This is a genomic window from Algoriphagus sp. 10J20-15, from assembly GCF_055809615.1.
This window is the reverse complement of record NZ_JBVVUG010000032.1, coordinates 1-26922: the sequence shown is the minus strand read 5'-3', so window position 1 is coordinate 26922 and position 26922 is coordinate 1. Positions and strand designations below refer to the sequence as shown.

21 protein-coding genes and 4 pseudogenes are annotated in these 26922 nt (G+C 40.6%); 12 read left to right on the top strand and 13 right to left on the bottom strand.

All coding sequences use genetic code 11. The annotated features are described in order from the left end of the window. Nucleotides 1-6: 6 nt before the first annotated feature. From AC0L6R_RS12260 to trxA, 4 genes are all read left to right on the top strand, one after another. Nucleotides 7-2703 (top strand): BamA/OMP85 family outer membrane protein, encoded by a 2697-nt coding sequence (locus AC0L6R_RS12260; protein ID WP_473271486.1) that lies wholly within the window; start codon nt 7-9, stop codon nt 2701-2703. A 94-nt stretch (nt 2704-2797) separates the two neighbouring features. Then, a complete protein-coding gene (locus AC0L6R_RS12255) occupies nt 2798-3328 on the top strand; it encodes an OmpH/Skp family outer membrane protein (protein WP_473271485.1) in 531 nt (176 codons plus the stop codon). 107 nt (nt 3329-3435) lie between these two features. Next, on the top strand, nt 3436-3978 hold the full coding sequence (locus AC0L6R_RS12250) for an OmpH/Skp family outer membrane protein (protein WP_283413676.1): 543 nt from the start codon (nt 3436-3438) through the stop codon (nt 3976-3978). Between the two features lie 65 nt (nt 3979-4043). After that, nucleotides 4044-4349 carry a thioredoxin gene (gene trxA / locus AC0L6R_RS12245; RefSeq protein WP_473271484.1) on the top strand — a complete coding sequence of 102 codons (306 nt, stop codon included), beginning with the start codon at nt 4044-4046 and terminating at the stop codon, nt 4347-4349. Between the two features lie 31 nt (nt 4350-4380). On the opposite strand, the gene AC0L6R_RS12240 is transcribed toward trxA, so the two are convergent. The 7 genes and pseudogenes from AC0L6R_RS12240 to accD form a co-directional block, all read right to left on the bottom strand. Next, nucleotides 4381-5709, bottom strand: a complete 1329-nt coding sequence (locus AC0L6R_RS12240) for a pseudouridine synthase (protein ID WP_473271483.1) — start codon at nt 5707-5709, stop codon at nt 4381-4383. A gap of 216 nt (nt 5710-5925) precedes the next feature. Beyond that, nucleotides 5926-6738 carry an N-acetylmuramic acid 6-phosphate etherase gene (gene murQ, locus AC0L6R_RS12235; protein ID WP_339868084.1) on the bottom strand — a complete coding sequence of 271 codons (813 nt, stop codon included), beginning with the start codon at nt 6736-6738 and terminating at the stop codon, nt 5926-5928. An 86-nt stretch (nt 6739-6824) separates the two neighbouring features. Then, nucleotides 6825-7667 (bottom strand): N-acetylglucosamine kinase, encoded by an 843-nt coding sequence (locus AC0L6R_RS12230; RefSeq protein WP_473271481.1) that lies wholly within the window; start codon nt 7665-7667, stop codon nt 6825-6827. Continuing rightward, nucleotides 7668-7895, bottom strand: a complete 228-nt coding sequence (locus AC0L6R_RS12225; protein ID WP_473271479.1) for a cytochrome b5 domain-containing protein — start codon at nt 7893-7895, stop codon at nt 7668-7670. A 106-nt stretch (nt 7896-8001) separates the two neighbouring features. Continuing rightward, nucleotides 8002-9153 carry a formimidoylglutamase gene (locus AC0L6R_RS12220; protein WP_473271478.1) on the bottom strand — a complete coding sequence of 384 codons (1152 nt, stop codon included), beginning with the start codon at nt 9151-9153 and terminating at the stop codon, nt 8002-8004. An 84-nt stretch (nt 9154-9237) separates the two neighbouring features. After that, nucleotides 9238-10540, bottom strand: a pseudogene (nqrF, locus tag AC0L6R_RS12215) (NADH:ubiquinone reductase (Na(+)-transporting) subunit F). Nucleotides 10541-10672: 132 nt separating this feature from the next. Further along, complete coding sequence (gene accD / locus AC0L6R_RS12210; RefSeq protein ID WP_192347777.1) at nt 10673-11515, bottom strand: acetyl-CoA carboxylase, carboxyltransferase subunit beta; 843 nt, start codon at nt 11513-11515, stop codon at nt 10673-10675. Between the two features lie 226 nt (nt 11516-11741). Here accD and AC0L6R_RS12205 point away from each other — a divergent pair, with 226 nt between their 5' ends. After that, entirely contained in the window at nt 11742-13376 is a 1635-nt protein-coding gene (locus AC0L6R_RS12205) for a carbon starvation CstA family protein (RefSeq protein ID WP_283413669.1), read from the top strand. 9 nt (nt 13377-13385) lie between these two features. On the opposite strand, the gene AC0L6R_RS12200 is transcribed toward AC0L6R_RS12205, so the two are convergent. From AC0L6R_RS12200 to nusA (AC0L6R_RS12185), 4 genes and pseudogenes are all read right to left on the bottom strand, one after another. Continuing rightward, on the bottom strand, nt 13386-14492 hold the full coding sequence (locus AC0L6R_RS12200; protein WP_473271476.1) for a hypothetical protein: 1107 nt from the start codon (nt 14490-14492) through the stop codon (nt 13386-13388). Between the two features lie 143 nt (nt 14493-14635). Continuing rightward, nucleotides 14636-15181, bottom strand: coding sequence for a hypothetical protein (locus AC0L6R_RS12195; RefSeq protein ID WP_473271475.1), 546 nt, complete (start codon nt 15179-15181; stop codon nt 14636-14638). A 384-nt stretch (nt 15182-15565) separates the two neighbouring features. Then, nucleotides 15566-18457 carry a translation initiation factor IF-2 gene (infB, locus tag AC0L6R_RS12190; RefSeq protein WP_473271474.1) on the bottom strand — a complete coding sequence of 964 codons (2892 nt, stop codon included), beginning with the start codon at nt 18455-18457 and terminating at the stop codon, nt 15566-15568. A gap of 62 nt (nt 18458-18519) precedes the next feature. Further along, nucleotides 18520-19626, bottom strand: a pseudogene (nusA, locus tag AC0L6R_RS12185) (transcription termination factor NusA); the annotation flags it as partial. A gap of 34 nt (nt 19627-19660) precedes the next feature. On the opposite strand from nusA (AC0L6R_RS12185), the pseudogene nusA (AC0L6R_RS12180) reads away from it, so the two are divergent. The 6 genes and pseudogenes from nusA (AC0L6R_RS12180) to AC0L6R_RS12155 all read left to right on the top strand — a co-directional run. Further along, nucleotides 19661-20769, top strand: a pseudogene (nusA, locus tag AC0L6R_RS12180) (transcription termination factor NusA); the annotation flags it as partial. A gap of 62 nt (nt 20770-20831) precedes the next feature. Further along, nucleotides 20832-23732 (top strand): annotated as a pseudogene (infB, locus tag AC0L6R_RS12175) (translation initiation factor IF-2). Between the two features lie 384 nt (nt 23733-24116). Continuing rightward, complete coding sequence (locus tag AC0L6R_RS12170; RefSeq protein WP_473271473.1) at nt 24117-24662, top strand: hypothetical protein; 546 nt, start codon at nt 24117-24119, stop codon at nt 24660-24662. 143 nt (nt 24663-24805) lie between these two features. Continuing rightward, a complete protein-coding gene (locus AC0L6R_RS12165) occupies nt 24806-25627 on the top strand; it encodes a hypothetical protein (protein WP_473271472.1) in 822 nt (273 codons plus the stop codon). Next, nucleotides 25593-25772: a hypothetical protein gene (locus AC0L6R_RS12160; protein WP_473271471.1), complete on the top strand. Its 180-nt coding sequence runs from the start codon at nt 25593-25595 to the stop codon at nt 25770-25772. Before AC0L6R_RS12165 ends, AC0L6R_RS12160 begins: the two co-directional genes overlap by 35 nt. Before the next feature lie 10 nt (nt 25773-25782). Then, nucleotides 25783-25914, top strand: coding sequence for a hypothetical protein (locus AC0L6R_RS12155; RefSeq protein WP_473271470.1), 132 nt, complete (start codon nt 25783-25785; stop codon nt 25912-25914). Between the two features lie 9 nt (nt 25915-25923). Here AC0L6R_RS12155 and AC0L6R_RS12150 read toward each other — a convergent pair whose 3' ends face one another. Both AC0L6R_RS12150 and AC0L6R_RS12145 read right to left on the bottom strand, forming a co-directional pair. After that, nucleotides 25924-26457 (bottom strand): carbon starvation CstA family protein, encoded by a 534-nt coding sequence (locus AC0L6R_RS12150; protein ID WP_473271469.1) that lies wholly within the window; start codon nt 26455-26457, stop codon nt 25924-25926. 55 nt (nt 26458-26512) lie between these two features. Then, a complete protein-coding gene (locus AC0L6R_RS12145; protein ID WP_473271468.1) occupies nt 26513-26656 on the bottom strand; it encodes a carbon starvation CstA family protein in 144 nt (47 codons plus the stop codon). A 6-nt stretch (nt 26657-26662) separates the two neighbouring features. Between AC0L6R_RS12145 and AC0L6R_RS12140 the strand changes: the two genes are divergently transcribed. Continuing rightward, nucleotides 26663-26922, top strand: a 260-nt coding sequence (locus tag AC0L6R_RS12140) for a hypothetical protein (RefSeq protein ID WP_473271467.1), incomplete at its 3' end; no start/stop codon positions are given.

Genomic DNA, 26922 nt, shown 5'->3' with positions numbered 1-26922 from the left:
TAATTAATGAAAAAAAGTTTACTGATTCTGTTTTGTCTGGTTTGGGCAAGTTCAGCAATGGCGCAAATACGTTTGGGCCAAAGTCGCTATGCCACAAGCAAGCCAATCGATATTTTGGAGCTGAACTACGCTAAGCCTCAAACCTATAGAATCGCAGAAATAAAAGCTGTAGGTCTAACCACCTTGGATGAAATTGCCATTCTTTCCTTATCAGGATTGAAAGTAGATGATGAAATCGAGGTACCGGGAGATGCTATCTCTAATGCGTTGAAAAAGCTTTGGGGGCAAGGAATCATTGGGGATGTAAAAATCTTAGTGACCAAAATAGAAGGAAATGACATTTCGCTACTTCTTGATTTGACTGAGCGACCTAGATTCTCAAGAGTAGAATTTACCGGAATGAATAAAACTCAGGAAAGTGAGCTTCGCGACAAAGTAAATATCCGTGGACGTGTCGTTAGAGATGATGTTCTGAATAATGCCAAAAGAAATATTGAAAAATATTATTTGGACAAAGGTTTCATGAACGCGGATGTTAAAATCAAACAAGAAAGAGACACCACTCTACCTAATTCAGTTAAATTAATTTTCGACGTTCAGCAAAACTCTAAAGTTAAAATCAACGCGATTGAGTTCTATGGCAATGAGGAACTGAATGATACTAAACTCAAAAAGAAGCTTAAAAAAACCAAAGAACACGCACGAGTAAGCGTTTTTAAAGATGGATATTCCCGGTTGACAAATGCTTCAGCAGAAGATATTAAGAACACAATACTTTACACAGATTCTGCATCTCAAGACGATGTAAAGGAATACATCAACAAAAACTTCAAACTTAACTTCTTTAACGGCTCAAAGTACATTCCTAAGGAATACAGAAACGACAAAGATAATGTCATTAATTTCTATCAAAGTAGAGGTTATCGAGATGCTAAAATTGTCGCAGATTCTATCTACAACTTTGGTGAAGATAAAATAAACATTGACATTGCGCTGGAAGAAGGCAAAAAGTACTACTATAGAAATATTACTTTCAACGGCAACTTCATTCATCCAGACCAAGTCCTTTTAGCCAAACTAGGTATCCAAAAAGGTGATGTTTACGATAAGGAAAAGCTTGATAAAAGACTAAACTACGACCCAACTAAGGGGGATGATGTTAGTTCCCTTTACCAGAATGATGGATATCTTTTCTTTCAGATTGACCCAGTTGAGGTAAATGTATTTGCAGACTCCATTGATTTGGAAATGAGGATTTTTGAAGGACCTCAAGTAACTGTAAACAGTGTAAATATCAGTGGAAATGAGCGTACGTCTGATCATGTCGTCATGCGTGAAATCCGTATTCTTCCAGGTCAAAAGTTCAACAGAGAACTTCTGGTTCGTACCATTCGTGAACTTTCTACTTTAGGTTATTTTGACCCTGAGAAAATCAATCCTGATCTAAGACCAAACTTCGAAGCAGCGACTGTTGATATTACATTCGAATTGGAGGAAAGACCAAATGACCAGATTGAGCTATCAGGCGGATGGGGCGGTTTCTACGGATTCGTAGGAACAGTCGGACTTTCATTTAACAATTTCTCGATCAGAAACATAAAAGACTTCTCTAAGTGGGACCCACTTCCCGTAGGAGATGGTCAAAAGCTATCACTTAGAGTGCAGGCCAACGGTCGTTCCTTCCAGAACTATTCAGTATCCTTGACAGAACCTTGGTTCGGTGGCAAAAAGCCAAATGCATTAAGCTTCTCATTTAACCATTCTGTACAGCGCCAAGTAGATTTTTATAATCAGGCCAGTTTCGGAGATGAATTAGGCTTCTTCAAAATTACAGGAGTAACGCTAGGTCTAGCCAAGCGAGTTACCTGGCCGGATGATAACTTTAGCATAAGTAATTCCTTACAGTTCCAAATTTATGAGTTTGATCAATTCGGTACCTCCTTTGGTTTGAGCTACCCTACTGGTACATCTAACAGTATTACTTGGAATACTACTATTGCAAGGTATAACCTGGACAATCCAACATACCCTAGATTTGGATCCAATATTATCCTCTCTACAGCTTTCACGCCTCCATATTCTTCTTTGAATAAAAATATTGATGAAGAATCCACCGACCAGGAAAAATATAAGTGGTTGGAATATCATAAATGGATGTTTGACGCATCTATATACACCCCTCTTTTTGGCTCAAACAAGTTAGTAGCCAGTGCAAGAGCTCACATGGGCTTTCTTGGATCATACAGCCAAAAGATAGGCGTTATTCCTTTGGAAAGATTCGTGATGGGTGGAAATGGTATGTCTATGAACAACTTTGCGCTAGGACAAGAAATCATCGGCCTACGTGGCTACGAGGATCAATCGATTACTCCTGGTAGAGATAGTAGAGGTACAGCTAATCCAGAGCCTTATGGAGGGATTGTATATAATAAATATGTGATGGAAGTCAGATACCTAATATCCCCTAACCCATCAGCAACCATTTTCGTACTTGGATTTGCTGAGGCAGGAAACAACTGGGCTTCATACAAAGACTTTAATCCATATGATCTTAAGAAATCCGCAGGAGCTGGAGCAAGGATCTTTATGCCGGCATTTGGACTTTTGGGGATTGACTGGGGATACGGATTCGATGCGATTCCAGGTACTACTCAGAGAAGTGGTTCACAATTCCACTTCACAATTGGCCAGCAGATAAGATAAGTATGGATTTAGGGAGGGGAATAGTTAATTTATGCAAAAATTGACGTGCTAAGAAATTAATAAAATAGGTCCTCCTTGTAAATTCCCCAACCTCATGAATAAACCACTGAAAATTGTATTTTTGCTGCTTCTACTGCTCCAAGCAGCCCCTTTGGTAGCACAAAAGTTTGGATACATTGATACGGAATATATTCTAAATAAGCATCCGGACTACAAGGTTATCCAGCAAGAGCTAGAAAACATAAGCACTGAATGGAAGAAAGAGGCACAAAATTTGGATAAAGAGATCAAAGAACTTTCTGTGCAGCTTAAAGCAGAAGAGGTTCTTCTCACAGAAGAAATGTACCAGCAACGGCTGGAAGACATAAAGTTGAAACAAAAAGAATCCCAGGAATTCAATAGCAGAATTTTCGGAATTGATGGTCAGTACTTCCAAAAACAAGCGGAATTAATGCAACCACTTCAATCCAAAATTTATGATGCTATAGAGCGAGTAACGCGAAGAAACAACCTAGGAATGTTATTTGATAAAGCGGCCGAACCATCGGCTATTATCTGGACAGATCCTAGACATGATTATTCGGAATTCGTATTGGAGGAATTGGGAATAGAAGATAACAAATAAAAAGAAACACAGAAATGATGAAATCGAGCAAACTTAAGAGTCAATAACTTACTGATTCTAAACGATGCGAGATTCCATGTGACCATTAAAAAACAAAACAAATTCATATGAAAGTAAAAGTTATCCTTTCCGCAGTAGCATTGCTTTGCGTAGGATTCGCAGCTCAGGCTCAAGAAGTAAAGATTGGTTATACCAACGTAGAATTTATCATGGATTTAATGCCAGAGATGGAGCAAATTGCTGCTGATATCAAAGACTACGAAACTCAGCTGCAAACCACAATGCAATTAAAAGGTGAAGATTTCCAGCGCCAAGTTCAGGCATTTGAGCAAGCATCACAGTCCATGACTGAAGAAGCTAGAGCTGCTAAAGTAAATGAGCTGACTGCTCTTCAAAATAGTTTGCAGAAAATGGAGTCAGACTCTCAGATCAGCTACCAGAGAAAATTAGGTGAACTTCTAGGTCCAGTACAAACTAAAGTCGTAAATGCTATTAACGCAGTAGCAGCTGAAAATAACTATACACATATTTTCGCTGAATCTGCTGGACAAGCGCCTATCCTTCTCTACACTAAAGAAGAAGATAAATTCACTGAGCTAGTTTTGACGAAATTAGGTCTTGAAATGCCAGCTGCTCCAGCAGCCAATTAATTAACCACTAGTAACTAGAAGCCGCTAACTCGATCTCGAATTAGCGGCTTCTTTGTTTTCCAGCTATGCCAAAAAAGAACCCCAAAGATATCATTAGCAAGAGTCAGGATGCAGTCCTCGTAGATTTCTATGCAGACTGGTGCGGACCCTGCCAGACAATGGATCCTATCATTCACGAAGTATTAACGGAATTGGGAGGAAAAATTAAATTGCTGAAAATCAATATTGATAAAAGCCCACAATTGGCTCAACAGTTCGCAGTGCGCTCCATCCCTAATTACATACTTTTCAAAAAAGGGAAAATCCTATGGAGAAAAGGAGGGCTGATTACTAAAAGGGATTTTTACCAAGCATTGAAAGGTTTTACATAAAAAAAGCTCCCGATTTGGGAGCTTTTTTTACTTATATGAAGAACTTTAATCGAATCACTTCCTGCTCGGAAAGGAATCGATAATGGCCTCGTTTCAAATCTTTTTTATCCAAGCCTGCATAGACTACTCGATCCAGCGCAGTAACTTCATAGCCCAAGTGGGCAAAGATCCTACGGACTATTCTATTTCTACCAACGTGAATCTCCAAACCTAGAATCGTACGATCCAAGGATAAAACTTGCATATCATCTACTTCAACTTTGCCATCTTCAAGTGTTAAACCTTCGATAATTGCCTCTTCGTCTTTCTTAGTAAGTGGCTTATCCAAAGTCACCTGATAAATCTTTTTGATCTCATTGGAAGGATGTGAAAGCTTAGCCGCTAATTCGCCATCATTAGTGAATAACAAAAGCCCAGTCGTATTTCTATCCAATCTACCAACAGGAAAAATACGCTCTTCACAGGCATTTCCTACTAGGTTCATTACTGTCTTCCGATCCATAGGATCATCCGTCGTAGTGATAAAATCCTTTGGCTTATTCAGCAACACATAAGTAGGCTTCTCAGGATTGATCTTTCTTCCTTGATAAACTACACGGTCAGTTTTCTTCACTTTGCGACCTAGCTCAGTACATACCTCACCGTTCAGTGAAACAAGACCTTGGCTAATCAAAGAATCTGCTTCTCTCCTACTGCAAATACCAGAATTAGCGATGTATTTATTTAGGCGAATAAGGTTGTCCTCATTCTCCAACTTCTTCTTTTTCTGAGGAAGAGAGTCAAAGTTGTAATCCGGACGCTCTACGTTGGTATCCTGATCTACAAAACGCTTCTTACCGAAACCCTTGTTCTCTTTCTTATCAGACTTGTAGGTCGGTCTTCCAGCTGCAAAAACTGGCTTTTGGTCCTTTCCACGACCTTTGTAGATAAGTCCTTCTGGTTTTTCAGAAGATTGCGTCTTACCTCCTTTAGAATCCCTATTGTATGGCTTTGGCCGATCGGCTTCTTCTTTTTTGGCGAAAAATTGCTTCTTGCCAGCACCAAAATCTTTCTTTTCAGTAAAGTCAGCACCTTGGTCTTTCTTAGGTCCAAAATTCGATTTAGAACCAAATTTCTTCTCGCCTAAGGTTTTAAACCCCGATTTTTTATTTGTTCTTGGCTTTTTATTGAAATCAGAAAAGTCATCTTCACTGTTGCTGAAGGGCTTCTTTGCTGAGCCAGACTTAGAAAATCCAGAATCTTTGGATTTATTGAATCCTTGTGATTTCCCTTTGTATCCACCTCTTTGGCCAGAATTGGAAGAGTTGGAATCTTTTTTTCCTTCGCCGAAAAACGGCTTTTTCGAATTGTTATCTCTCATAGATTTGCAGCATCACTGCTGGATTGATTGTGTGTGATTAAGCGATTGGTTTTCAATCCCTTAATCGGGCTGCAAAGATACAGCCTCTTTTGAGATATCTAATCATTGCATTCAAAAATATTCCTAATTCATAAACCTTCCAGGTTTCTATAAAAGACTAAGGAATCCATAATTCATCACTACTCCATCATGTAAACCTGGAAGGTTTTCTGAAATCTAGTTCAGATGCTTATAAAAATACTCAGTCGCTTTTCTCACTGACCCTTCACTAAGCAATAGTTTATGAGCTGTTTCCTCTTCTAATCCTGTAGCTTCCATGATCATTTTGGTTCCACGCTGTACCAGTTTAGCATTGGAAAGCTGCATATCCACCATTTTATTTCCTTTCACTTTCCCTAGCTTAATCATCACAGTAGTGGAAATCATATTGAGAATCAACTTCTGTGCGGTACCTGATTTCATTCGTGTGCTCCCTGTGATAAATTCTGGACCGACCACTGCTTCTATGGGGTGCTCTACTTCTTTTGAAAGCGGTGAATCCGGATTACAAGTAATACTCCCTGTCAAAAGACCTTTCTCCCGTGCTATTTTTACCCCACCAATTACATAAGGAGTTGTACCAGACGCAGCTATTCCGATCACCGTATCATTTTCGTTAAAGCCGTATTCCAGAATATCATTCCAAGCCTGATCCGCATCATCTTCCGCATTTTCCACAGCTTTCCTGATCGCTTTATCTCCTCCCGCAATAAGTCCTAATACCATATCGAATGGCACACCATAGGTTGGCGGACACTCTGATGCATCCAAAACACCAAGCCTACCACTGGTCCCAGCACCTATGTAAATCAATCTTCCGCCTTTCTCCATCCTAGGCACAATCTGCTCAATCAATCCATTAATATTCGGAATAACTTTCTCAACCGCAAGTGCTACTTTTTTATCTTCTCGGTTAATATTTTGAAGAATAGAAATGACATCCATCTGTTCAAGATTGTCATATAGAGAAGTACTTTCAGTTACCTTCATTTGTATATAATTTGACTTTTAAGGCCACATGGAATCTTCGCATGAATTAATCACCACAATGTGTGAGGCTTGTGTCATGCTCGATTTCATAAGTTCTCTTGGTGGTAAAGTGTCAAGCCTGCTATGGGGCTTTCAATGATTAAATTTACATTAATATGGACATCTGAGGCAGCTTTACGAAGGATATCACTGTTATAATAGGCTATAGAACCCACGAAATTCACTGGCTTTTCCCTGTAATCCTTATACTTCATCACATGTTGTTGGAAGAAATCCTGAAAGGAATTGTAATAGAGCATATAGCAATAGGGATTGGATTTATGCTCAGTGATAAACCTGCAAAAGCTGGCCATGTATCGATTAGGAAATGGTTTTTGATAAACATGCTCCTGAATCACTGTATTTGTAAGATGAAAGTTTTCTGTCAGCTCTTTTTTGATTTCAGCTGGCATTTCATCATTGATAAAATCCTTTAGAAGTTTTCTTCCTACATAGCCTCCTCCTCCTTCATCACCGAAGATGTAGCCTGGGGCTGGACGAGAGGCAACTATTTGAACACCATCGTAGTCACAGCTGTTTGAACCAGTACCTAAAATACAAGCTATCCCAGCCAGGTGACCACATGTGGACCTAGCAGCTGCAGCAAGATCATGATCAATACTAATTTTAGCAGTTGGAAAAACTGTCTTTAGTGCTGATGAAACTTCATTCTTCCTATCAGGACTCGAGCAGCCAGCTCCATAGAAATATATTTCCTTTATTTCAGATTCCAGATTAACCAGAAAGTCATCTTTCATTTGAATAGCCATCTCTTCGGAGGTTTGATAATAGGGGTTAAAACCTATTCCTCGATGCTGACTAATTTTATGGTCAGAATGAATAACTCTCCAGTCCGTCTTGCTGGAACCACTATCTGCGATTAAAATCATTTATGCTAATTGCCCAATGGCTTCAAATTTCTCAAATACTTTTTCTGTATGGGGTGCATCTGGCAATTCCTCAGTCAAATCCTGCCCTGCCCAATGCTCGTAATGCATGCCTTTCTTCCAAAGTCTAGAACTACTCACATCATAAATCACACCTTGATAAGCAACCCAAATTTCAGGTTTATCCTGCCCATTTCGAAGTGCCAATTGTTGCTTAGTATAAGTATTCATGTGCATATAATATATTTTTCGGCCACATGGAATCTCGCATTTTTAATGAGCTTTCTTTCACTTGATGCTGCACCCATGCCTATCTGCCTAGGCAGGCTCCATTTCATCAAAGCAACTTGATTTGAGCATTAATCCACCGCTCAGGGATCTCTCCTTTTTGAGCCATCTGATAATCCGCATAGCTACAAGGAACTGTACTCACTCGGTCAAATTTCTCTGTTTCATTATGTGGAATCTCCATCCACCATTTACCGCTTCGCTTACTTTTGTAGAAAACCAAGGTATTCGGTTTGGTATCAAGAGAAACGGTATATTTTGTATAATCACTGCTTTTAAAAGAAAGGCTATCCTTGCGCGAGTAAAACCCTTCTAAGAAATACCAAATCATAACAGAAACCACCTTGGCTGTCTTATTTGCAGCATCATCATAATATGGTTCGTAACCATATATTCCGATGGAACTTAGCTTTTCATTTGTCCCCGCAAACCAGCAAATCTGACACGCTTCTTCGGCTGTCAATCCAAATGGCTCAGCATTTACCGCTCCTGGAGCATCGGCAGACTGAATAGCACACAAATCAAAACTCAGCAAATCTGCATTTCGAATCAAAGGCTCAACTTCTTTGAACTCACTTCTTAATTCTCCCAAGCGCACGTGCTCGAAATACAACTTTTCCACCACATTGATCAGCGATGGATCAACTAGAAAGCTTTGGTAAGCAAGATGGGCAGATGAAAAGAGAAAATTAGGCTGATGAAGAATGATCTCCTGTGTATGTTGATCCGCAAGTGGACCATCTTCTTCCATGTCTAATTTGGCATCTACAGTCAACAGGCTGACCAGCTTTTTCATTTTTTGATAGGACAAATACTGCCCGTAGTCCAAATCGTGCGAACCTCCAAAGTAAATTGGCAGAATCTGCTGCTTCATCAGGTAGTCACCTACCTCCTGCATCCGTTGATACGTATCACTCAATTTCTCTCCTGAAATCAAATCTCCTAAATCAGCTACTCTATATGCCCCAAAGCCTTTTTTCAGCTCATAAAGTTTCTCACGAATCTCACTACTACCTCTATCCGCACTTTCCACTTTGCCCAAACCTCGATTTTCTTTGATTCCGACTAAGGCTATTTGTACACCTTTGAGATCAGGAAATTCCTCTCCGAAAAAATGGATTTGCTTAAAGAATGAATTGTTTTGATACTTCTTCTGCCAAAGGTATTCGGCTACTGGGTCAAAATAAGATTGGATATTCATAAAGGGGTGATAGTCTAGGGTAAAAATAATCAAAAATGGTTCTTAAATAAAAAATCCCGCCGAAGCGGGATCTTTTGTTTTTGATTAACCTCCGAAGTCATCAAATCGGATATTTTCCTGAGGAATTCCCAGATCATCTAGCAATTTTAAAACTGCTGAGTTCATCAAAGGAGGGCCGCATAGGTAATATTCCACCTCATCTGGCTCAGGATGATTCTTTAGATAGTTATCATATAATACTTGGTGAATGAAACCAACGTAACCGTCACCTTCATCTTCCGGAGTTTTCTTGATTTTCCAATTGCTCTTCCGGAAGTGGCTCCGATAGACCAATGTTGAATTGGAAGTTAGGGAAGTCTTTCTCAATGTCTCTGAATTGAGGCACATAGAAAAGCTCTTTTTTAGATCTACCACCGTACCAGTAAGAAACTTTTCTGCTGGTTTTTTCAGTATGGAAAAGGTGGAAAATCTGTGCTCTCAATGGAGCCATACCTGCACCACCACCGATGTAAACCATCTCGCGTTGGGTAGGATTAATGTGGAATTCACCGTAAGGTCCAGAGATAGTTACTTTATCACCAGGAACTCTAGAGAACACATAAGAAGAACAAACACCAGGATTTACATCCATCCACTTGTTATTCGCTCTATCCCAAGGTGGAGTAGCAATACGAATCGTAAGCATTACGATGTTACCTTCAGCTGGGTGATTAGCCATGGAATAAGCTCTGAAAAGCTCCTCATCATTCTTCATGGTCAAGTCCCAAAGACCGAATTTGTCCCAATCGCTTTGGTAAACGTCTGCTGGGTGACCTAGATCTGGATGCGGAGTGATATCCATTCCTTTGAAATTCACTGTGATTACAGGAACGTCAATCTGAATGTATCCACCCGCTTCAAACTCAAGAGTTTCTCCTTCAGGGAGTTTCACTTTGAATTCTTTGATGAAGGTAGAAACGTTGTAGTTAGAGATAACCTCACACTCCCACTTCTTGATACCAAAGATCTCCTCAGGAACGCGGATCTTCATGTCATTTTTCACTTTCACCTGACACGCGAGGCGGACGTTACTTTGCTGCTCAGCTCTGCTCAAGTGACCGACTTCGGTAGGAAGAACTTCTCCACCACCTTCTTCGACCACGCATTTACACATAGCGCAAGTTCCGCCACCACCGCAAGCGGATGGAAGGAAGATTTTTTGTCCTCCAAGAGTAGAAAGCAGGGTTGTACCAGCTGCAGTCACGATTGGAGAACTAGTGTCACCATTAATTATAATGTTGACATCACCTGAGTTGACCAGTTTCGACTGGGCAAAAAGGAGAATAAATACCAGTAGCAATATGATTACTGTAAAAGCTACGATGGATGTAATAATTACTGAACCCATGAAATTTTGGTTTAATTTTTCTTATGGATTGGCCCAATACGGGAGCACAAATATATTTATTAATCACTAAAAGAGACCAAATCACAGTTCAAATTTGGCCGGAATAATGAAATCCTTTTAATAGTAACTCTTTTAGTTATTTAAAAGGTTTAGCAAGGTGGTCAATCGGCCTTTCAACTGACGACGATCAACAATGAAATCAAGAAATCCATGCTCTAAAACGAACTCAGAACTCTGGAAACCTTTAGGTAAATCTTTACCAATCGTCTCACGAATTACTCTTGGACCAGCAAAACCAATTAATGCTTCTGGCTCAGCGATGTTGAAATCCCCCAACATTGCATAAGAAGCCGTGACTCCTCCAGTCGTAGGATCCGTAAGCATAGAAATGTAAGGAATACCTGCTTGATCTAACAACGCAAGCTTGGCAGATGTTTTCGCCATTTGCATTAAAGAGAAGCCAGCTTCCATCATTCGTGCTCCACCTGACTTGGAAATCATCAAGAATGGGATTTTATTCTTTAGGGAGTGATCAATAGCACGGGCGATTTTCTCACCTACTACAGACCCCATGGATCCTCCGATAAAATTAAAGTCCATACAAGCAATAACGATGTCCAATCCATTCATTTTACCCACAGCAGATCTAACAGCGTCATTCAACTCTGTTTTCTTGATCGTAGCTTCTATGCGGGAAACGTAGGGTTTAGTATCTGTGAATTTCAAAGGATCTCCTGAGGTCATATTAGCATCAAGTTCCTTGAATTTATTGTTGTCAAAAAGAATTTCGAAATATTCCTTCGAACCAATTTTCACATGAAAATCATCATCTGGGCATACGTAAGCGTTGTTCTTGAGCTCTCGGGTATGAATGATATTTCCGTTTGGGGTCTTAAACCAAAGGCCATCAGGTGCATCTTTCTTCTCAGCTGTAGATGTTTTGATGCCTTTGTCAGTTCTTTTAAACCAAGCCATATTGAGTTTTTAGGTTGTTTTTGACGAGTCAAAGGTTACAAATTTAGTCGTTAAATCCCGTAAATAAAACCTCCTTGAAAATTGGTTAGGATTTCCGCATTGCAAAGGAAATCCAAGCATTTTTGAAAATCGCTTTTTCAAGGATTAATATTTACCTTATTTTGATTTAGAATACTAATGAGTGTGTTTTTCATTGAAGAACATACATTTACCCAAATAATGACACATGAACCTTGCCGTTCTTCTCCTCAGTTCCGCAGTGATATTATTTATAGCCTACAAGGTTTATGGAAGGTATGTGTACCGGAAATTCGGTTTAAATGATAAAAATCCAGCACCTTCCCACACCCATCGAGATGGCGTAGACTATGAGCCAAGCAAGCCAATTGTGGTTCTAGGGCATCATTTTGCTTCGATTGCTGGAGCCGGACCGATCGTAGGGCCGATCATCGCAGTGACCTTTGGCTGGATTCCCGCTGTGATCTGGATTTTGGTTGGTGGAATCTTCTTTGGAGCGGTGCATGATTTGGGAAGTATGGCTACCTCGCTGAAAACAGAAGGAAAATCAATCGGAGTAATCATCCGAAATCAAATTGGGATGAAAGGAAAACAGCTCTTCGTTATCTTCAGTTTTTCTACTCTAATCCTTGTTATCGGTGTTTTTGCAGACATTATTGCTAAGACCTTTGTTACCAATCCAGGCGTAGCATCAGCTTCAATACTCTTTATTTTATTGGCAGTGGGCTTCGGAATTGTCAATAAAATAATAGGAGATCGGAAAACCGCATTTATTATCATTACGGTTATAGGTGTGATCTTGATGTACTTCTTTGTGTACCTGGGGATGAAACTTCCTTTCGTGTTGGATTATAAAATCTGGGTTTTGGCACTTTTGGCTTATGCATTTTTAGCTTCAGTGACTCCTGTCGGCATGCTTCTTCAGCCACGTGATTACCTCAATAGCTTTTTGCTCTATGGATTGATTATCGCCGCTGTTCTCGGTGTATTCATTGCCAATCCTGCTATCGAAATGAGTAATGAGATCCACGTTTCTGATGAAAATCTCGGTTATATTTTCCCAGTACTTTTTGTGACGATCGCCTGTGGAGCAATCAGCGGATTTCACTCTCTCGTGGCTTCAGGCACAACTTCCAAACAATTAAATAAGGAGTCTGATGCTAAATTAGTGGGATTCGGAGGCATGCTAATTGAATCTTTCTTGGCAATTATTTCGGTTGGAGCAGTTGTGATTTTGTCCAGGTCAGAATATGCAGCAAGACTTACAGGTGAAGGTCCTGTCGCACTTTTCTCCACTGGCCTGGGTGGAATGATCGCAACTTTGGGAATTTCAGAAGAGTTTGCGGTTGGTTTTGTCGCATTGACCGTATCAGCTTTCGCACTTACCACCTTAGATACTTGCACTCGATTGGCAAGATTTACCTTGCAGGAATACTTCGAAGATGTGCCTCAGGCAGCAGGTCAGTTCTTGGCAAAAAACAGATATGTATCCACGGGAATCGTAGTTTTATTCTCTATTCTGTTATTACTATCTGGTGAATTCACTACACTTTGGCCAATTTTCGGTTCAGCCAATCAACTTCTTGCAGCTCTTGCGCTATTGACTATAGCTGTCTGGCTCATCAAGAAAAAAATCAATGCGCTCTTTGTTACGATACCCATGTTTTTCATGTTTACTGTAACCCTTTCTTCCTTAGGGCTTTTTGCCTGGAAAAATTTCCAAGACGAAGTTTATGTACTGTCTATCATCGCAGCACTTCTTTTCGTTTTGGCAATCTCCTTGATGGTTTTAGCTACCAAAAGCTTAAAAAAAGAAGTCAAAGAACCTGCAAAGGCTCTTTGACTTTCTGTATTATAGTGAGTTAAAAACCTCTTGAACTTTCTTAGGAATTCTCACGGCTACAGTGAAATTGATCAGGTAATCTGCGAATGCCGCATCCCCATGAACCTCATTATCTGGAGTGGAATTTTCGATATCAGTCACACTTTGTGTTCTATTTCGGAATAAAGCTATCGGCACATTCAGCGTACCAGTCACATTGCCAAGCATATAGCTCACTCCAGGCTCAACAGAAATAATATAGCCTGGTCTTCTAAAACCTTCACTTCCACCGAAGGCATCATGGACAGGAATTCCTTCAATTCTTCCACCCAGTGACGCTCCCAGACCATGAATTTTTTCAAATGCATGGAAAACACCAGTCCTAAGTGCGAACTGATCTGGAACACTCATTATTGCTTCATTTGGTCGGCTACGATTGGTAAGAGTTCCATTGGTTTCCTTAGGATTAAACATATAAAACCCATCGTAGTACCAGAAGTTAGTGCTCCCGATATTCCAAAGACCCTGAAAATCAACAATTAAACCAGTTCCACCATCTCCTAATTGGATGGATTGGTCTACAGTCATCTCCGTCGGTGTGCTTTCAGGACCTCTGTAGAATGTACTTGTAGCAGCATAATCTCCAGTTGGGAATTTGATTCCAAGGCCAATTGCAGTATTGCCCTTCTGAGCTTTTTCGCCAGAAAGCAACCAGTAACCAGCACCTATCCTCATATCACCAAAACCTTTAGAATAGGACGTATGCCTGTCAGTTCTATTATGCTCGTAAAGCGAACTTCTCTCGTTGTATTGTAAGGGCAGGGAAACAATCCCATACAGCCGCTCTGAGAATGCATAGCTAATATTGATGTCCAGCCCATGTTGCTTATTGATCACTTCAGTGTGATCTGTTAGACGATTGTGTTCTTCTTCCGTCCCACGAAAATGCCTGAATGACTTAAAATAACGGTAATTGGCACTTACGTTCCACTCCCCTTTATTGAGGATATTTCCTTGACCGACAGCATTTCCGAGTCCAGAAAACTGGCGAATAGCAACGCATCCTTGAGCATATAACTCAAAAGAAGCAGAGTAAAATGTAAGTATGAATAGGGTAAGTATAGAGTATTTTTTCATAGTAAATAGAGTAATTTCTTGTGAATTTTTAAGTGTTCTTAAACTAAAACCAAACCCTACTAACTGTATCGTTTTAACAAAAGGGTATAACAAACAATCCAGAACTATATCTGGTAAGGTCTTCAAGCAGGAGAAATAAGAAATTACCCTAACTGGGGAGGAGGACTTACTTGTTGAAAAAAAGGATTACTATAATAGATGAAAGTGAAACCAGGAGAAACAAAATAAAAATTGGTAGTAATGATTCCCATTGCAAATTTCTCTGCTCGAAGATAGTCTTTGACTAAAAGCTGAAGCAGAGATTTACCATTTTGATCTTGAGGAAGTTCATCGCTGGTCAGGAAGGAAATCCACTTTTTCACCGTAGTATCTAGTACTCCACGAGCGGTATCTGGTACTACCACCACTTGCAAAGTGTCATTCTGATAGCGTTGCTTGATGGCCCGGTAGAATTGCCCATCCTTCTCAAAGGAAGTATTTGTGGGCTGAAACTCCTCCTGATTAGCCATATAGGGTGCAGAAAGTGGGATTTCCATTAAAGTTTCTTCAGGTACGAGAGAGCTTTCACTAAAAATTATAGCCTCCCATTTACGTTCTAGATGCGAATCGTAGGAAAAATAAAATGCGTAGTACCCAAAGTGGTACATCACAAAGCAAAGTAAAAGAAATATGGAAACGTGATTCTTCAATTCTGGGTTTATTACAATTCGAAAAATAAAACTATTCAATTTGCAAAACCAACGTTACCTAAAAAAAATAACGATAAATTTCCTCAATAAACACAAAATCCAAATTATTTACTATACAAATAAATCATACAAAATAATATTTCACCAGCATCAGAATCATTAAAAGTATTAAAGAAGATAATCCGTAAAATTTTAGGACTTTAAGGCGATTCATTCTATCCAAAAACCATAATACAAAAACGGGCCGTATCAAACCGGCAACTAGACTGGCAAGACAAAAGAAAAACAGTATCCAAAGAAGAATATACACCGCTGATAACATGCCGTAAAACTAAAAAAGGAACAGCAATGCTGTCCCTTTGTTTTCTATATATCTAAGCGAAATTATTTCTTACGCTTGATTTCTTTCATTTCGTAGCCTTCGATAGTATCATCAATCTCAATATTATTGAAACCTTTGATCGAAATACCACATTCGTATCCAGCTTTCACTTCAGCTACATCGTCTTTGAATCGCTTCAATTGATCGATCTCGCCTTCGTGGATTACTATACCATCTCTGATCACGCGGATCTTGTTCTTTCTAGTAATGAAGCCATCAGTAACGTAAGAACCAGCAACGGTGCCCACTTTAGTGATTTTGAATACTTCACGAACTTGGATATTACCAGTGATCACTTCTTCAAATTCTGGCTCAAGCATACCTTCGATAGCATCTTTGATCTGGTTGATCGCATCATAGATGATCGAGTAATGTCTGATTTCAATCTCTTCCTGTTCTGCCAATTTCTTAGCGTTGGAAGATGGTCTTACTTGGAATCCAAGGATAATAGCATCAGAAGCAGAAGCTAGCAAGACATCCGATTCGGAGATCTGCCCCACACCTTTGTGGATAATACTTACTTTCACTTCATCTTTAGAAAGCTTCAGTAGGGAATCAGAAAGTGCTTCTACTGATCCATCCACATCACCCTTGATGATAATATTCAATTCTTTAAATGAACCGATTGCCAATCGACGACCGATCTCATCCAACGTAATATGTTTCTTAGTTCTTAAGCTTTGCTCCCTCTGGATCTGCTCTCTTGAGTTGGCAATATCTCTAGCTTCACGCTCAGTGTCGTAAACTTTTATGATATCACCTGCCTGAGGAGCTCCACCAAGACCCAACACCTGAACTGGCGTAGATGGTCCGGCTTCTTTCAGCTTCTTACCTTTGTGATCAAACATCGCTTTCACACGACCGTGATGCTGACCTGCAAGGATAATATCACCGATTCTTAATGTACCAGCTTGAACCATAATAGTAGATACATATCCACGTCCCTTATCGAGGGATGCTTCGATTACTGTACCAGCAGCATTTTTATCAGGATTCGCAGTAAGCTCCAATACCTCAGATTCAAGGAGAACTTTCTCCAACAAATCATCAACACCTTCACCCGTCTTAGCTGAAATATCCTGAGACTGATATTTACCACCCCATTCCTCTATCAGGAGATTCATGTTCGCAAGCTCTTCTTTGATCTTTGCAGGGTTAGCATTTGGTCTATCAATTTTGTTGATAGCGAAAATCATTGGTACACCAGCTACTTGAGCGTGATTGATAGCTTCCTTAGTCTGAGGCATGATGCTATCATCAGCCGCAATCACGATAATCGCCACATCGGTGATTTTTGCACCACGTGCTCTCATCGCTGTAAATGCTTCGTGACCCGGGGTATCTAGGAAAGCGATCTTATGACCTGTTTTGGTCATTACATCGTAAGCACCAATATGCTGAGTAATTCCTCCTGCCTCATCTGCAGTCACTTTGGACATACGGATGTAATCTAGTAAGGAAGTTTTACCGTGATCGACGTGACCCATAATGGTTACGATCGGAGCTCTTTCAACCAATTCTTCCGGAGAATCTTCTTCCTCCACCTCGACTTCGTCTTCGATAGATTTGGTGAATTCCACCTCATAGCCAAATTCGTCAGCAATAATTGTAATTGCCTCTGCATCCAAACGCTGATTGATCGACACAAACATCCCAAGTGACATACACGCAGAAATAATCTGATTAACAGATAAATCCATCAATGCTGCCAAATCGTTTGCAGAGATAAACTCCGTTACTTTTAAGATTTTTGTTTCTTCCGCTTCAAAATCTACGTCTCTCTCTCTTTCGGCTTTCTTGTCTCTACGACTTTTGCCTTTTCCTCCTCCAGAGCTTTTGCCCTGAAGACGAGCTAAGGTCTGTTTGATTTGATCTTGAATTTCTTTTTGAGTTGGCTCAGCTTTCTGAGCTCTGACAGGAGCCCCTCCCCTTTGGTTTCCTCCTTGACGGTTTCCACCACCTTGGTTTGGTCGCCCTCCTTGGCCACCACCTGCGCGGTTACCTTGGCCTGGTCCTTCTGGCTTATCAATACGTTTACGTGGTCGCTTCTTATCTCTTCCTCTTTCGTCAGAAGAAGCTACTGGACCTCCTTTTTTCTTAGGTCGATCCGCAGGAAGTTCTATTTTACCTAAAACAGTAAGTCCTTTCAATGAGTCTGCTTTTGCAGAAATCACCTGATCCTTTGCAGCTGGTGGCACTGGAGTGCTAGGCTGTTGTGGAGTAGGTTTCGGCTGCTCCTTTTTCACCTGAGGTGCTTGAGGAGGGGTAGGTTTTTTATCTTCCTGAGCAGGTTTCTGCTGAGGCTTGTTTTGTTGCTGAGCTGGTTGCGGCTTCCTAGAATCACCATGCTTTTGACCGTGCTTATTCTGGCCATGCTGTTGCTTATGTCTAGGAACCGAACTGGTATTCTTACTCAGGTCAATTTTACCCAAGACTTTAATACCCTCTAGTTTTGGAGCTTCTGTAGAAACTTTTTCCGTATCGGCAGACGGAGTAGGCGTTGAAGAAGGAGCGGGCTTTGGCTCTTCGGCTGCTTTTGGAGGAGCAGGCGCGGGAGCTGGAGCTGGAGCTGCTGGTTTTGGCGCTTCCTGTGCTTTTGGTTCAGGAGCTGGTGCAGGTGCAGCAGCAGGCTTTGGCTCTTCTTTTGGAGTTTCAGGCTCTATAGAAATAGGCTCATGGCGCTTCCCTATCGAGAGGTGCGATGCCTCCTCCTTATCTAGGGCAGAAGATTTGAACTCCTTATTCAGCATCTCAACTTGACTCATGTTGATTTTTGAATTCGGATTATTCTCCACCTCATAGCCCTTTTTGGCCAAAGACTCAACTATGGTTGCCGTTCCCACGTTGAGTTTTCTGGCTATTTGGCCTAAACGCATCATTTTTTCTTCTGACATAAGCAAAAACTTCTTTCGAAATCTTAAATAATTAGGGTATTAAACGGGGATTAGTTCCCGTTTTATTGATCAAATTCTTGTCCGAGTATCCTGAATATCTCGTCAACAGTTTCTTCTTCAAGCTCTGTTCTACGAGTCAGGTCCTCTTTAGTCAAGCTTAATACGCTTTTAGCAGTATCTAAACCTGTTTTCTTTAATTCGTCGATAATCCAGCTGTCGATTTCATCGACAAACTCCATTAAATCGACATCTTCTTCCTCGTATTCGTTCAATTCACGGAATACGTCAATTTCATAACCAACCAATCTGCTGGCAAGTTTGATATTGTATCCTCCTTTGCCAATTGCCAAGGAAACTTGGTCTGGCTTAAGGAATACAGATAGTCTTTTTGTTTCTTCATTCGCAGTGATTGAAGATACTTTAGCTGGGCTCAGAGCACGAGTGACATATAAATCCAGGTTTTCAGTGTAATTGATCACATCTATATTTTCATTCTGTAATTCTCTTACCACAGCGTGAATTCTAGATCCTTTCATTCCCACACAAGCTCCTACTGGATCAATACGATCATCATAAGATTCCACCGCAACTTTTGCTCTTTCCCCTGGCTCTCTTACAATCTTTATAATTGTAATCAATCCATCGTACACTTCAGGAACTTCATTCTCGAACAAACGCTCCAAGAAAACCGGTGAAGTTCTGGAAAGTATAATCTTAGGGTTTCCATTAGACATGTCCACTCTGTGCACAATAGCCTTCACGGTGTCACCTTTTCTAAAGCGATCTTTAGAAATTTGCTCAGCTTTCGGTAAAATAAGTTCATTGCCTTCACCGTCCATCAACAGGATTTCTCTTCCTAGAATCTGGTAAACTTCAGCACTTACAATCTCACCTACCAACTCCTCATACTTATTATAAAGTAAATCTTTTTCAAGATCCTTTATTCTTTGAATCAATGTCTGACGAGCCATCTGCACAGCACGTCTTCCAAAAGCTTCCAACTCAATTTTCTCGTATACTTCTTCTCCTATCTCAAAATCAGGCTCGATTTTACGAGCTTCAGTAAAGCTGATTTTGTCTAAATCCCATATATCTTCAGAATTGTCGTCAACAATTTCCCGGATACGGAATATCTCAAGGTCACCTTGATCAGCATTAATCGTCACATCAGAAGTTCTGCAATCAGCTGATTCGAGAACTTCTGATGTGACGATTAATGCTGATCAAGGTGACCTTTCGAGATATTCCGTATCCGGGAAATTGTTGACGACAATTCTGAAGATATATGGGATTTAGACAAAATCAGCTTTACTGAAGCTCGTAAAATCGAGCCTGATTTTGAGATAGGAGAAGAAGTATACGAGAAAATTGAGTTGGAAGCTTTTGGAAGACGTGCTGTGCAGATGGCTCGTCAGACATTGATTCAAAGAATAAAGGATCTTGAAAAAGATTTACTTTATAATAAGTATGAGGAGTTGGTAGGTGAGATTGTAAGTGCTGAAGTTTACCAGATTCTAGGAAGAGAAATCCTGTTGATGGACGGTGAAGGCAATGAACTTATTTTACCGAAAGCTGAGCAAATTTCTAAAGATCGCTTTAGAAAAGGTGACACCGTGAAGGCTATTGTGCACAGAGTGGACATGTCTAATGGAAACCCTAAGATTATACTTTCCAGAACTTCACCGGTTTTCTTGGAGCGTTTGTTCGAGAATGAAGTTCCTGAAGTGTACGATGGATTGATTACAATTATAAAGATTGTAAGAGAGCCAGGGGAAAGAGCAAAAGTTGCGGTGGAATCTTATGATGATCGTATTGATCCAGTAGGAGCTTGTGTGGGAATGAAAGGATCTAGAATTCACGCTGTGGTAAGAGAATTACAGAATGAAAATATAGATGTGATCAATTACACTGAAAACCTGGATTTATATGTCACTCGTGCTCTGAGCCCAGCTAAAGTATCTTCAATCACTGCGAATGAAGAAACAAAAAGACTATCTGTATTCCTTAAGCCAGACCAAGTTTCCTTGGCAATTGGCAAAGGAGGATACAATATCAAACTTGCCAGCAGATTGGTTGGTTATGAAATTGACGTATTCCGTGAATTGAACGAATACGAGGAAGAAGATGTCGATTTAATGGAGTTTGTCGATGAAATCGACAGCTGGATTATCGACGAATTAAAGAAAACAGGTTTAGATACTGCTAAAAGCGTATTAAGCTTGACTAAAGAGGACCTGACTCGTAGAACAGAGCTTGAAGAAGAAACTGTTGACGAGATATTCAGGATACTCGGACAAGAATTTGATCAATAAAACGGGAACTAATCCCCGTTTAATACCCTAATTATTTAAGATTTCGAAAGAAGTTTTTGCTTATGTCAGAAGAAAAAATGATGCGTTTAGGCCAAATAGCCAGAAAACTCGAACGTGGGAACGGCAACCATAGTTGAGTCTTTGGCCAAAAAGGGCTATGAGGTGGAGAATAATCCGAATTCAAAAATCAACATGAGTCAAGTTGAGATGCTGAATAAGGAGTTCAAATCTTCTGCCCTAGATAAGGAGGAGGACATCGCACCTCTCGATAGGGAAGCGCCATGAGCCTATTTCTATAGAGCCTGAAACTCCAAAAGAAGAGCCAAAGCCTGCTGCTGCACCTGCACCAGCTCCTGAACCAAAAGCACAGGAAGCGCCAAAACCCAGCAGCTCCAGCTCCAGCTCCCGCGCCTGCTCCTCCAAAAGCAGCCCGAAGAGCCAAAGCCCGCTCCTTCTTCAACGCCTACTCCGTCTGCCGATACGGAAAAAGTTTCTACAGAAGCTCCAAAACTAGAGGGTATTAAAGTCTTGGGTAAAATTGACCTGAGTAAGAATACCAGTTCGGTTCCTAGACATAAGCAACAGCATGGCCAGAATAAGCACGGTCAAAAGCATGGTGATTCTAGGAAGCCGCAACCAGCTCAGCAACAAAACAAGCCTCAGCAGAAACCTGCTCAGGAAGATAAAAAACCTACCCCTCCTCAAGCACCTCAGGTGAAAAAGGAGCAGCCGAAACCTACTCCACAACAGCCTAGCACTCCAGTGCCACCAGCTGCAAAGGATCAGGTGATTTCTGCAAAAGCAGACTCATTGAAAGGACTTACTGTTTTAGGTAAAATAGAACTTCCTGCGGATCGACCTAAGAAAAAAGGAGGTCCAGTAGCTTCTTCTGACGAAAGAGGAAGAGATAAGAAGCGACCACGTAAACGTATTGATAAGGCCAGAGAAGGACCAGGCCAAGGTAACCGCGCAGGTGGTGGCCAAGGAGGGCGACCAAACCAAGGTGGTGGAAACCGTCAAGGAGGAAACCAAAGGGGAGGGGCTCCTGTCAGAGCTCAGAAAGCTGAGCCAACTCAAAAAGAAATTCAAGATCAAATCAAACAGACCTTAGCTCGTCTTCAGGGCAAAAGCTCTGGAGGAGGAAAAGGCAAAAGTCGTCAGAGACAAGAAAGCCGAAAGAGAGAGAGACGTAGATTTTGAAGCGGAAGAAACAAAAATCTTAAAAGTAACGGAGTTTATCTCTGCAAACGATTTGGCAGCATTGATGGATTTATCTGTTAATCAGATTATTTCTGCGTGTATGTCACTTGGGATGTTTGTGTCGATCAATCAGCGTTTGGATGCAGAGGCAATTACAATTATTGCTGACGAATTTGGCTATGAGGTGGAATTCACCAAATCTATCGAAGACGAAGTCGAGGTGGAGGAAGAAGATTCTCCGGAAGAATTGGTTGAAAGAGCTCCGATCGTAACCATTATGGGTCACGTCGATCACGGTAAAACTTCCTTACTAGATTACATCCGTATGTCCAAAGTGACTGCAGATGAGGCAGGAGGAATTACTCAGCATATTGGTGCTTACGATGTAATGACCAAAACAGGTCATAAGATCGCTTTCCTAGATACCCCGGGTCACGAAGCATTTACAGCGATGAGAGCACGTGGTGCAAAAATCACCGATGTGGCGATTATCGTGATTGCGGCTGATGATAGCATCATGCCTCAGACTAAGGAAGCTATCAATCACGCTCAAGTAGCTGGTGTACCAATGATTTTCGCTATCAACAAAATTGATAGACCAAATGCTAACCCTGCAAAGATCAAAGAAGAGCTTGCGAACATGAATCTCCTGATAGAGGAATGGGGTGGTAAATATCAGTCTCAGGATATTTCAGCTAAGACGGGTGAAGGTGTTGATGATTTGTTGGAGAAAGTTCTCCTTGAATCTGAGGTATTGGAGCTTACTGCGAATCCTGATAAAAATGCTGCTGGTACAGTAATCGAAGCATCCCTCGATAAGGGACGTGGATATGTATCTACTATTATGGTTCAAGCTGGTACATTAAGAATCGGTGATATTATCCTTGCAGGTCAGCATCACGGTCGTGTGAAAGCGATGTTTGATCACAAAGGTAAGAAGCTGAAAGAAGCCCGGACCATCTACGCCAGTTCAGGTGTTGGGTCTTGGTGGAGCTCCTCAGGCAGGTGATATCATAAAAGTTTACGACACTGAGCGTGAAGCTAGAGATATTGCCAACTCAAGAGAGCAGATCCAGAGGGAGCAAAGCTTAAGAACTAAGAAACATATTACGTTGGATGAGATCGGTCGTCGATTGGCAATCGGTTCATTTAAAGAATTGAATATTATCATCAAGGGTGATGTGGATGGATCAGTAGAAGCACTTTCTGATTCCCTACTGAAGCTTTCTAAAGATGAAGTGAAAGTAAGTATTATCCACAAAGGTGTGGGGCAGATCTCCGAATCGGATGTCTTGCTAGCTTCTGCTTCTGATGCTATTATCCTTGGATTCCAAGTAAGACCATCTTCCAACGCTAAGAAATTGGCAGAACAGGAAGAGATTGAAATCAGACATTACTCGATCATCTATGATGCGATCAACCAGATCAAAGATGCTATCGAAGGTATGCTTGAGCCAGAATTTGAAGAAGTGATCACTGGTAATATCCAAGTTCGTGAAGTATTCAAAATCACTAAAGTGGGCACCGTTGCTGGTTCTTACGTTACTGATGGCTTCATTACTAGAAAGAACAAGATCCGCGTGATCAGAGATGGTATAGTAATCCACGAAGGCGAGATCGATCAATTGAAGCGATTCAAAGACGATGTAGCTGAAGTGAAAGCTGGATACGAATGTGGTATTTCGATCAAAGGTTTCAATAATATTGAGATTGATGATACTATCGAAGGCTACGAAATGAAAGAAATCAAGCGTAAGAAATAATTTCGCTTAGATATATAGAAAACAAAGGGACAGCATTGCTGTTCCTTTTTTAGTTTTACGGCATGTTATCAGCGGTGTATATTCTTCTTTGGATACTGTTTTTCTTTTGTCTTGCCAGTCTAGTTGCCGGTTTGATACGGCCCGTTTTTGTATTATGGTTTTTGGATAGAATGAATCGCCTTAAAGTCCTAAAATTTTACGGATTATCTTCTTTAATACTTTTAATGATTCTGATGCTGGTGAAATATTATTTTGTATGATTTATTTGTATAGTAAATAATTTGGATTTTGTGTTTATTGAGGAAATTTATCGTTATTTTTTTTAGGTAACGTTGGTTTTGCAAATTGAATAGTTTTATTTTTCGAATTGTAATAAACCCAGAATTGAAGAATCACGTTTCCATATTTCTTTTACTTTGCTTTGTGATGTACCACTTTGGGTACTACGCATTTTATTTTTCCTACGATTCGCATCTAGAACGTAAATGGGAGGCTATAATTTTTAGTGAAAGCTCTCTCGTACCTGAAGAAACTTTAATGGAAATCCCACTTTCTGCACCCTATATGGCTAATCAGGAGGAGTTTCAGCCCACAAATACTTCCTTTGAGAAGGATGGGCAATTCTACCGGGCCATCAAGCAACGCTATCAGAATGACACTTTGCAAGTGGTGGTAGTACCAGATACCGCTCGTGGAGTACTAGATACTACGGTGAAAAAGTGGATTTCCTTCCTGACCAGCGATGAACTTCCTCAAGATCAAAATGGTAAATCTCTGCTTCAGCTTTTAGTCAAAGACTATCTTCGAGCAGAGAAATTTGCAATGGGAATCATTACTACCAATTTTTATTTTGTTTCTCGTGGTTTCACTTTCATCTATTATAGTAATCCTTTTTTTCAACAAGTAAGTCCTCCTCCCCAGTTAGGGTAATTTCTTATTTCTCCTGCTTGAAGACCTTACCAGATATAGTTCTGGATTGTTTGTTATACCCTTTTGTTAAAACGATACAGTTAGTAGGGTTTGGTTTTAGTTTAAGAACACTTAAAAATTCACAAGAAATTACTCTATTTACTATGAAAAAATACTCTATACTTACCCTATTCATACTTACATTTTACTCTGCTTCTTTTGAGTTATATGCTCAAGGATGCGTTGCTATTCGCCAGTTTTCTGGACTCGGAAATGCTGTCGGTCAAGGAAATATCCTCAATAAAGGGGAGTGGAACGTAAGTGCCAATTACCGTTATTTTAAGTCATTCAGGCATTTTCGTGGGACGGAAGAAGAACACAATCGTCTAACAGATCACACTGAAGTGATCAATAAGCAACATGGGCTGGACATCAATATTAGCTATGCATTCTCAGAGCGGCTGTATGGGATTGTTTCCCTGCCCTTACAATACAACGAGAGAAGTTCGCTTTACGAGCATAATAGAACTGACAGGCATACGTCCTATTCTAAAGGTTTTGGTGATATGAGGATAGGTGCTGGTTACTGGTTGCTTTCTGGCGAAAAAGCTCAGAAGGGCAATACTGCAATTGGCCTTGGAATCAAATTCCCAACTGGAGATTATGCTGCTACAAGTACATTCTACAGAGGTCCTGAAAGCACACCGACGGAGATGACTGTAGACCAATCCATCCAATTAGGAGATGGTGGAACTGGTTTAATTGTTGATTTTCAGGGTCTTTGGAATATCGGGAGCACTAACTTCTGGTACTACGATGGGTTTTATATGTTTAATCCTAAGGAAACCAATGGAACTCTTACCAATCGTAGCCGACCAAATGAAGCAATAATGAGTGTTCCAGATCAGTTCGCACTTAGGACTGGTGTTTTCCATGCATTTGAAAAAATTCATGGTCTGGGAGCGTCAGCTGGGTGGAAGAATTGAAGGAATTCCTGTCCATGATGCCTTCGGTGGAAGTGAAGGTTTTAGAAGACCAGGCTATATTATTTCTGTTGAGCCTGGAGTGAGCTATATGCTTGGCAATGTGACTGGTACGCTGAATGTGCCGATATGCTTTATTCCGAAATAGAACACAAAGTGTGACTGATATCGAAAATTCCACTCCAGATAATGAGGTTCATGGGGATGCGGCATTCGCAGATTACCTGATCAATTTCACTGTAGCCGTGAGAATTCCTAAGAAAGTTCAAGAGGTTTTTAACTCACTATAATACAGAAAGTCAAAGAGCCTTTGCAGGTTCTTTGACTTCTTTTTTTAAGCTTTTGGTAGCTAAAACCATCAAGGAGATTGCCAAAACGAAAAGAAGTGCTGCGATGATAGACAGTACATAAACTTCGTCTTGGAAATTTTTCCAGGCAAAAAGCCCTAAGGAAGAAAGGGTTACAGTAAACATGAAAAACATGGGTATCGTAACAAAGAGCGCATTGATTTTTTTCTTGATGAGCCAGACAGCTATAGTCAATAGCGCAAGAGCTGCAAGAAGTTGATTGGCTGAACCGAAAATTGGCCAAAGTGTAGTGAATTCACCAGATAGTAATAACAGAATAGAGAATAAAACTACGATTCCCGTGGATACATATCTGTTTTTTGCCAAGAACTGACCTGCTGCCTGAGGCACATCTTCGAAGTATTCCTGCAAGGTAAATCTTGCCAATCGAGTGCAAGTATCTAAGGTGGTAAGTGCGAAAGCTGATACGGTCGATGCGACAAAACCAACCGCAAACTCTTCTGAAATTCCCAAAGTTGCGATCATTCCACCCAGGCCAGTGGAGAAAAGTGCGACAGGACCTTCACCTGTAAGTCTTGTCCTACCATCTATTCTGACCTGGACAAATCACAACTGCTCCAACCGAAATAATTGCCAAGAAAGATTCAATTAGCATGCCTCCGAATCCCACTAATTTAGCATCAGACTCCTTATTTAATTGTTTGGAAGTTGTGCCTGAAGCCACGAGAGAGTGAAATCCGCTGATTGCTCCACAGGCGATCGTCACAAAAAGTACTGGGAAAATCTAACCGAGATTTTCATCAGAAACGTGGATCTCATTACTCATTTCGATAGCAGGATTGGCAATGAATACACCGAGAACAGCGGCGATAATCAATCCATAGAGCAAAAAGCTATTGAGGTAATCACGTGGCTGAAGAAGCACTCCCAACAGCTGAAGCTAAAAATGCATAAGTTTATAATCCAACACGAAAGGAAGTTTCATCAGGT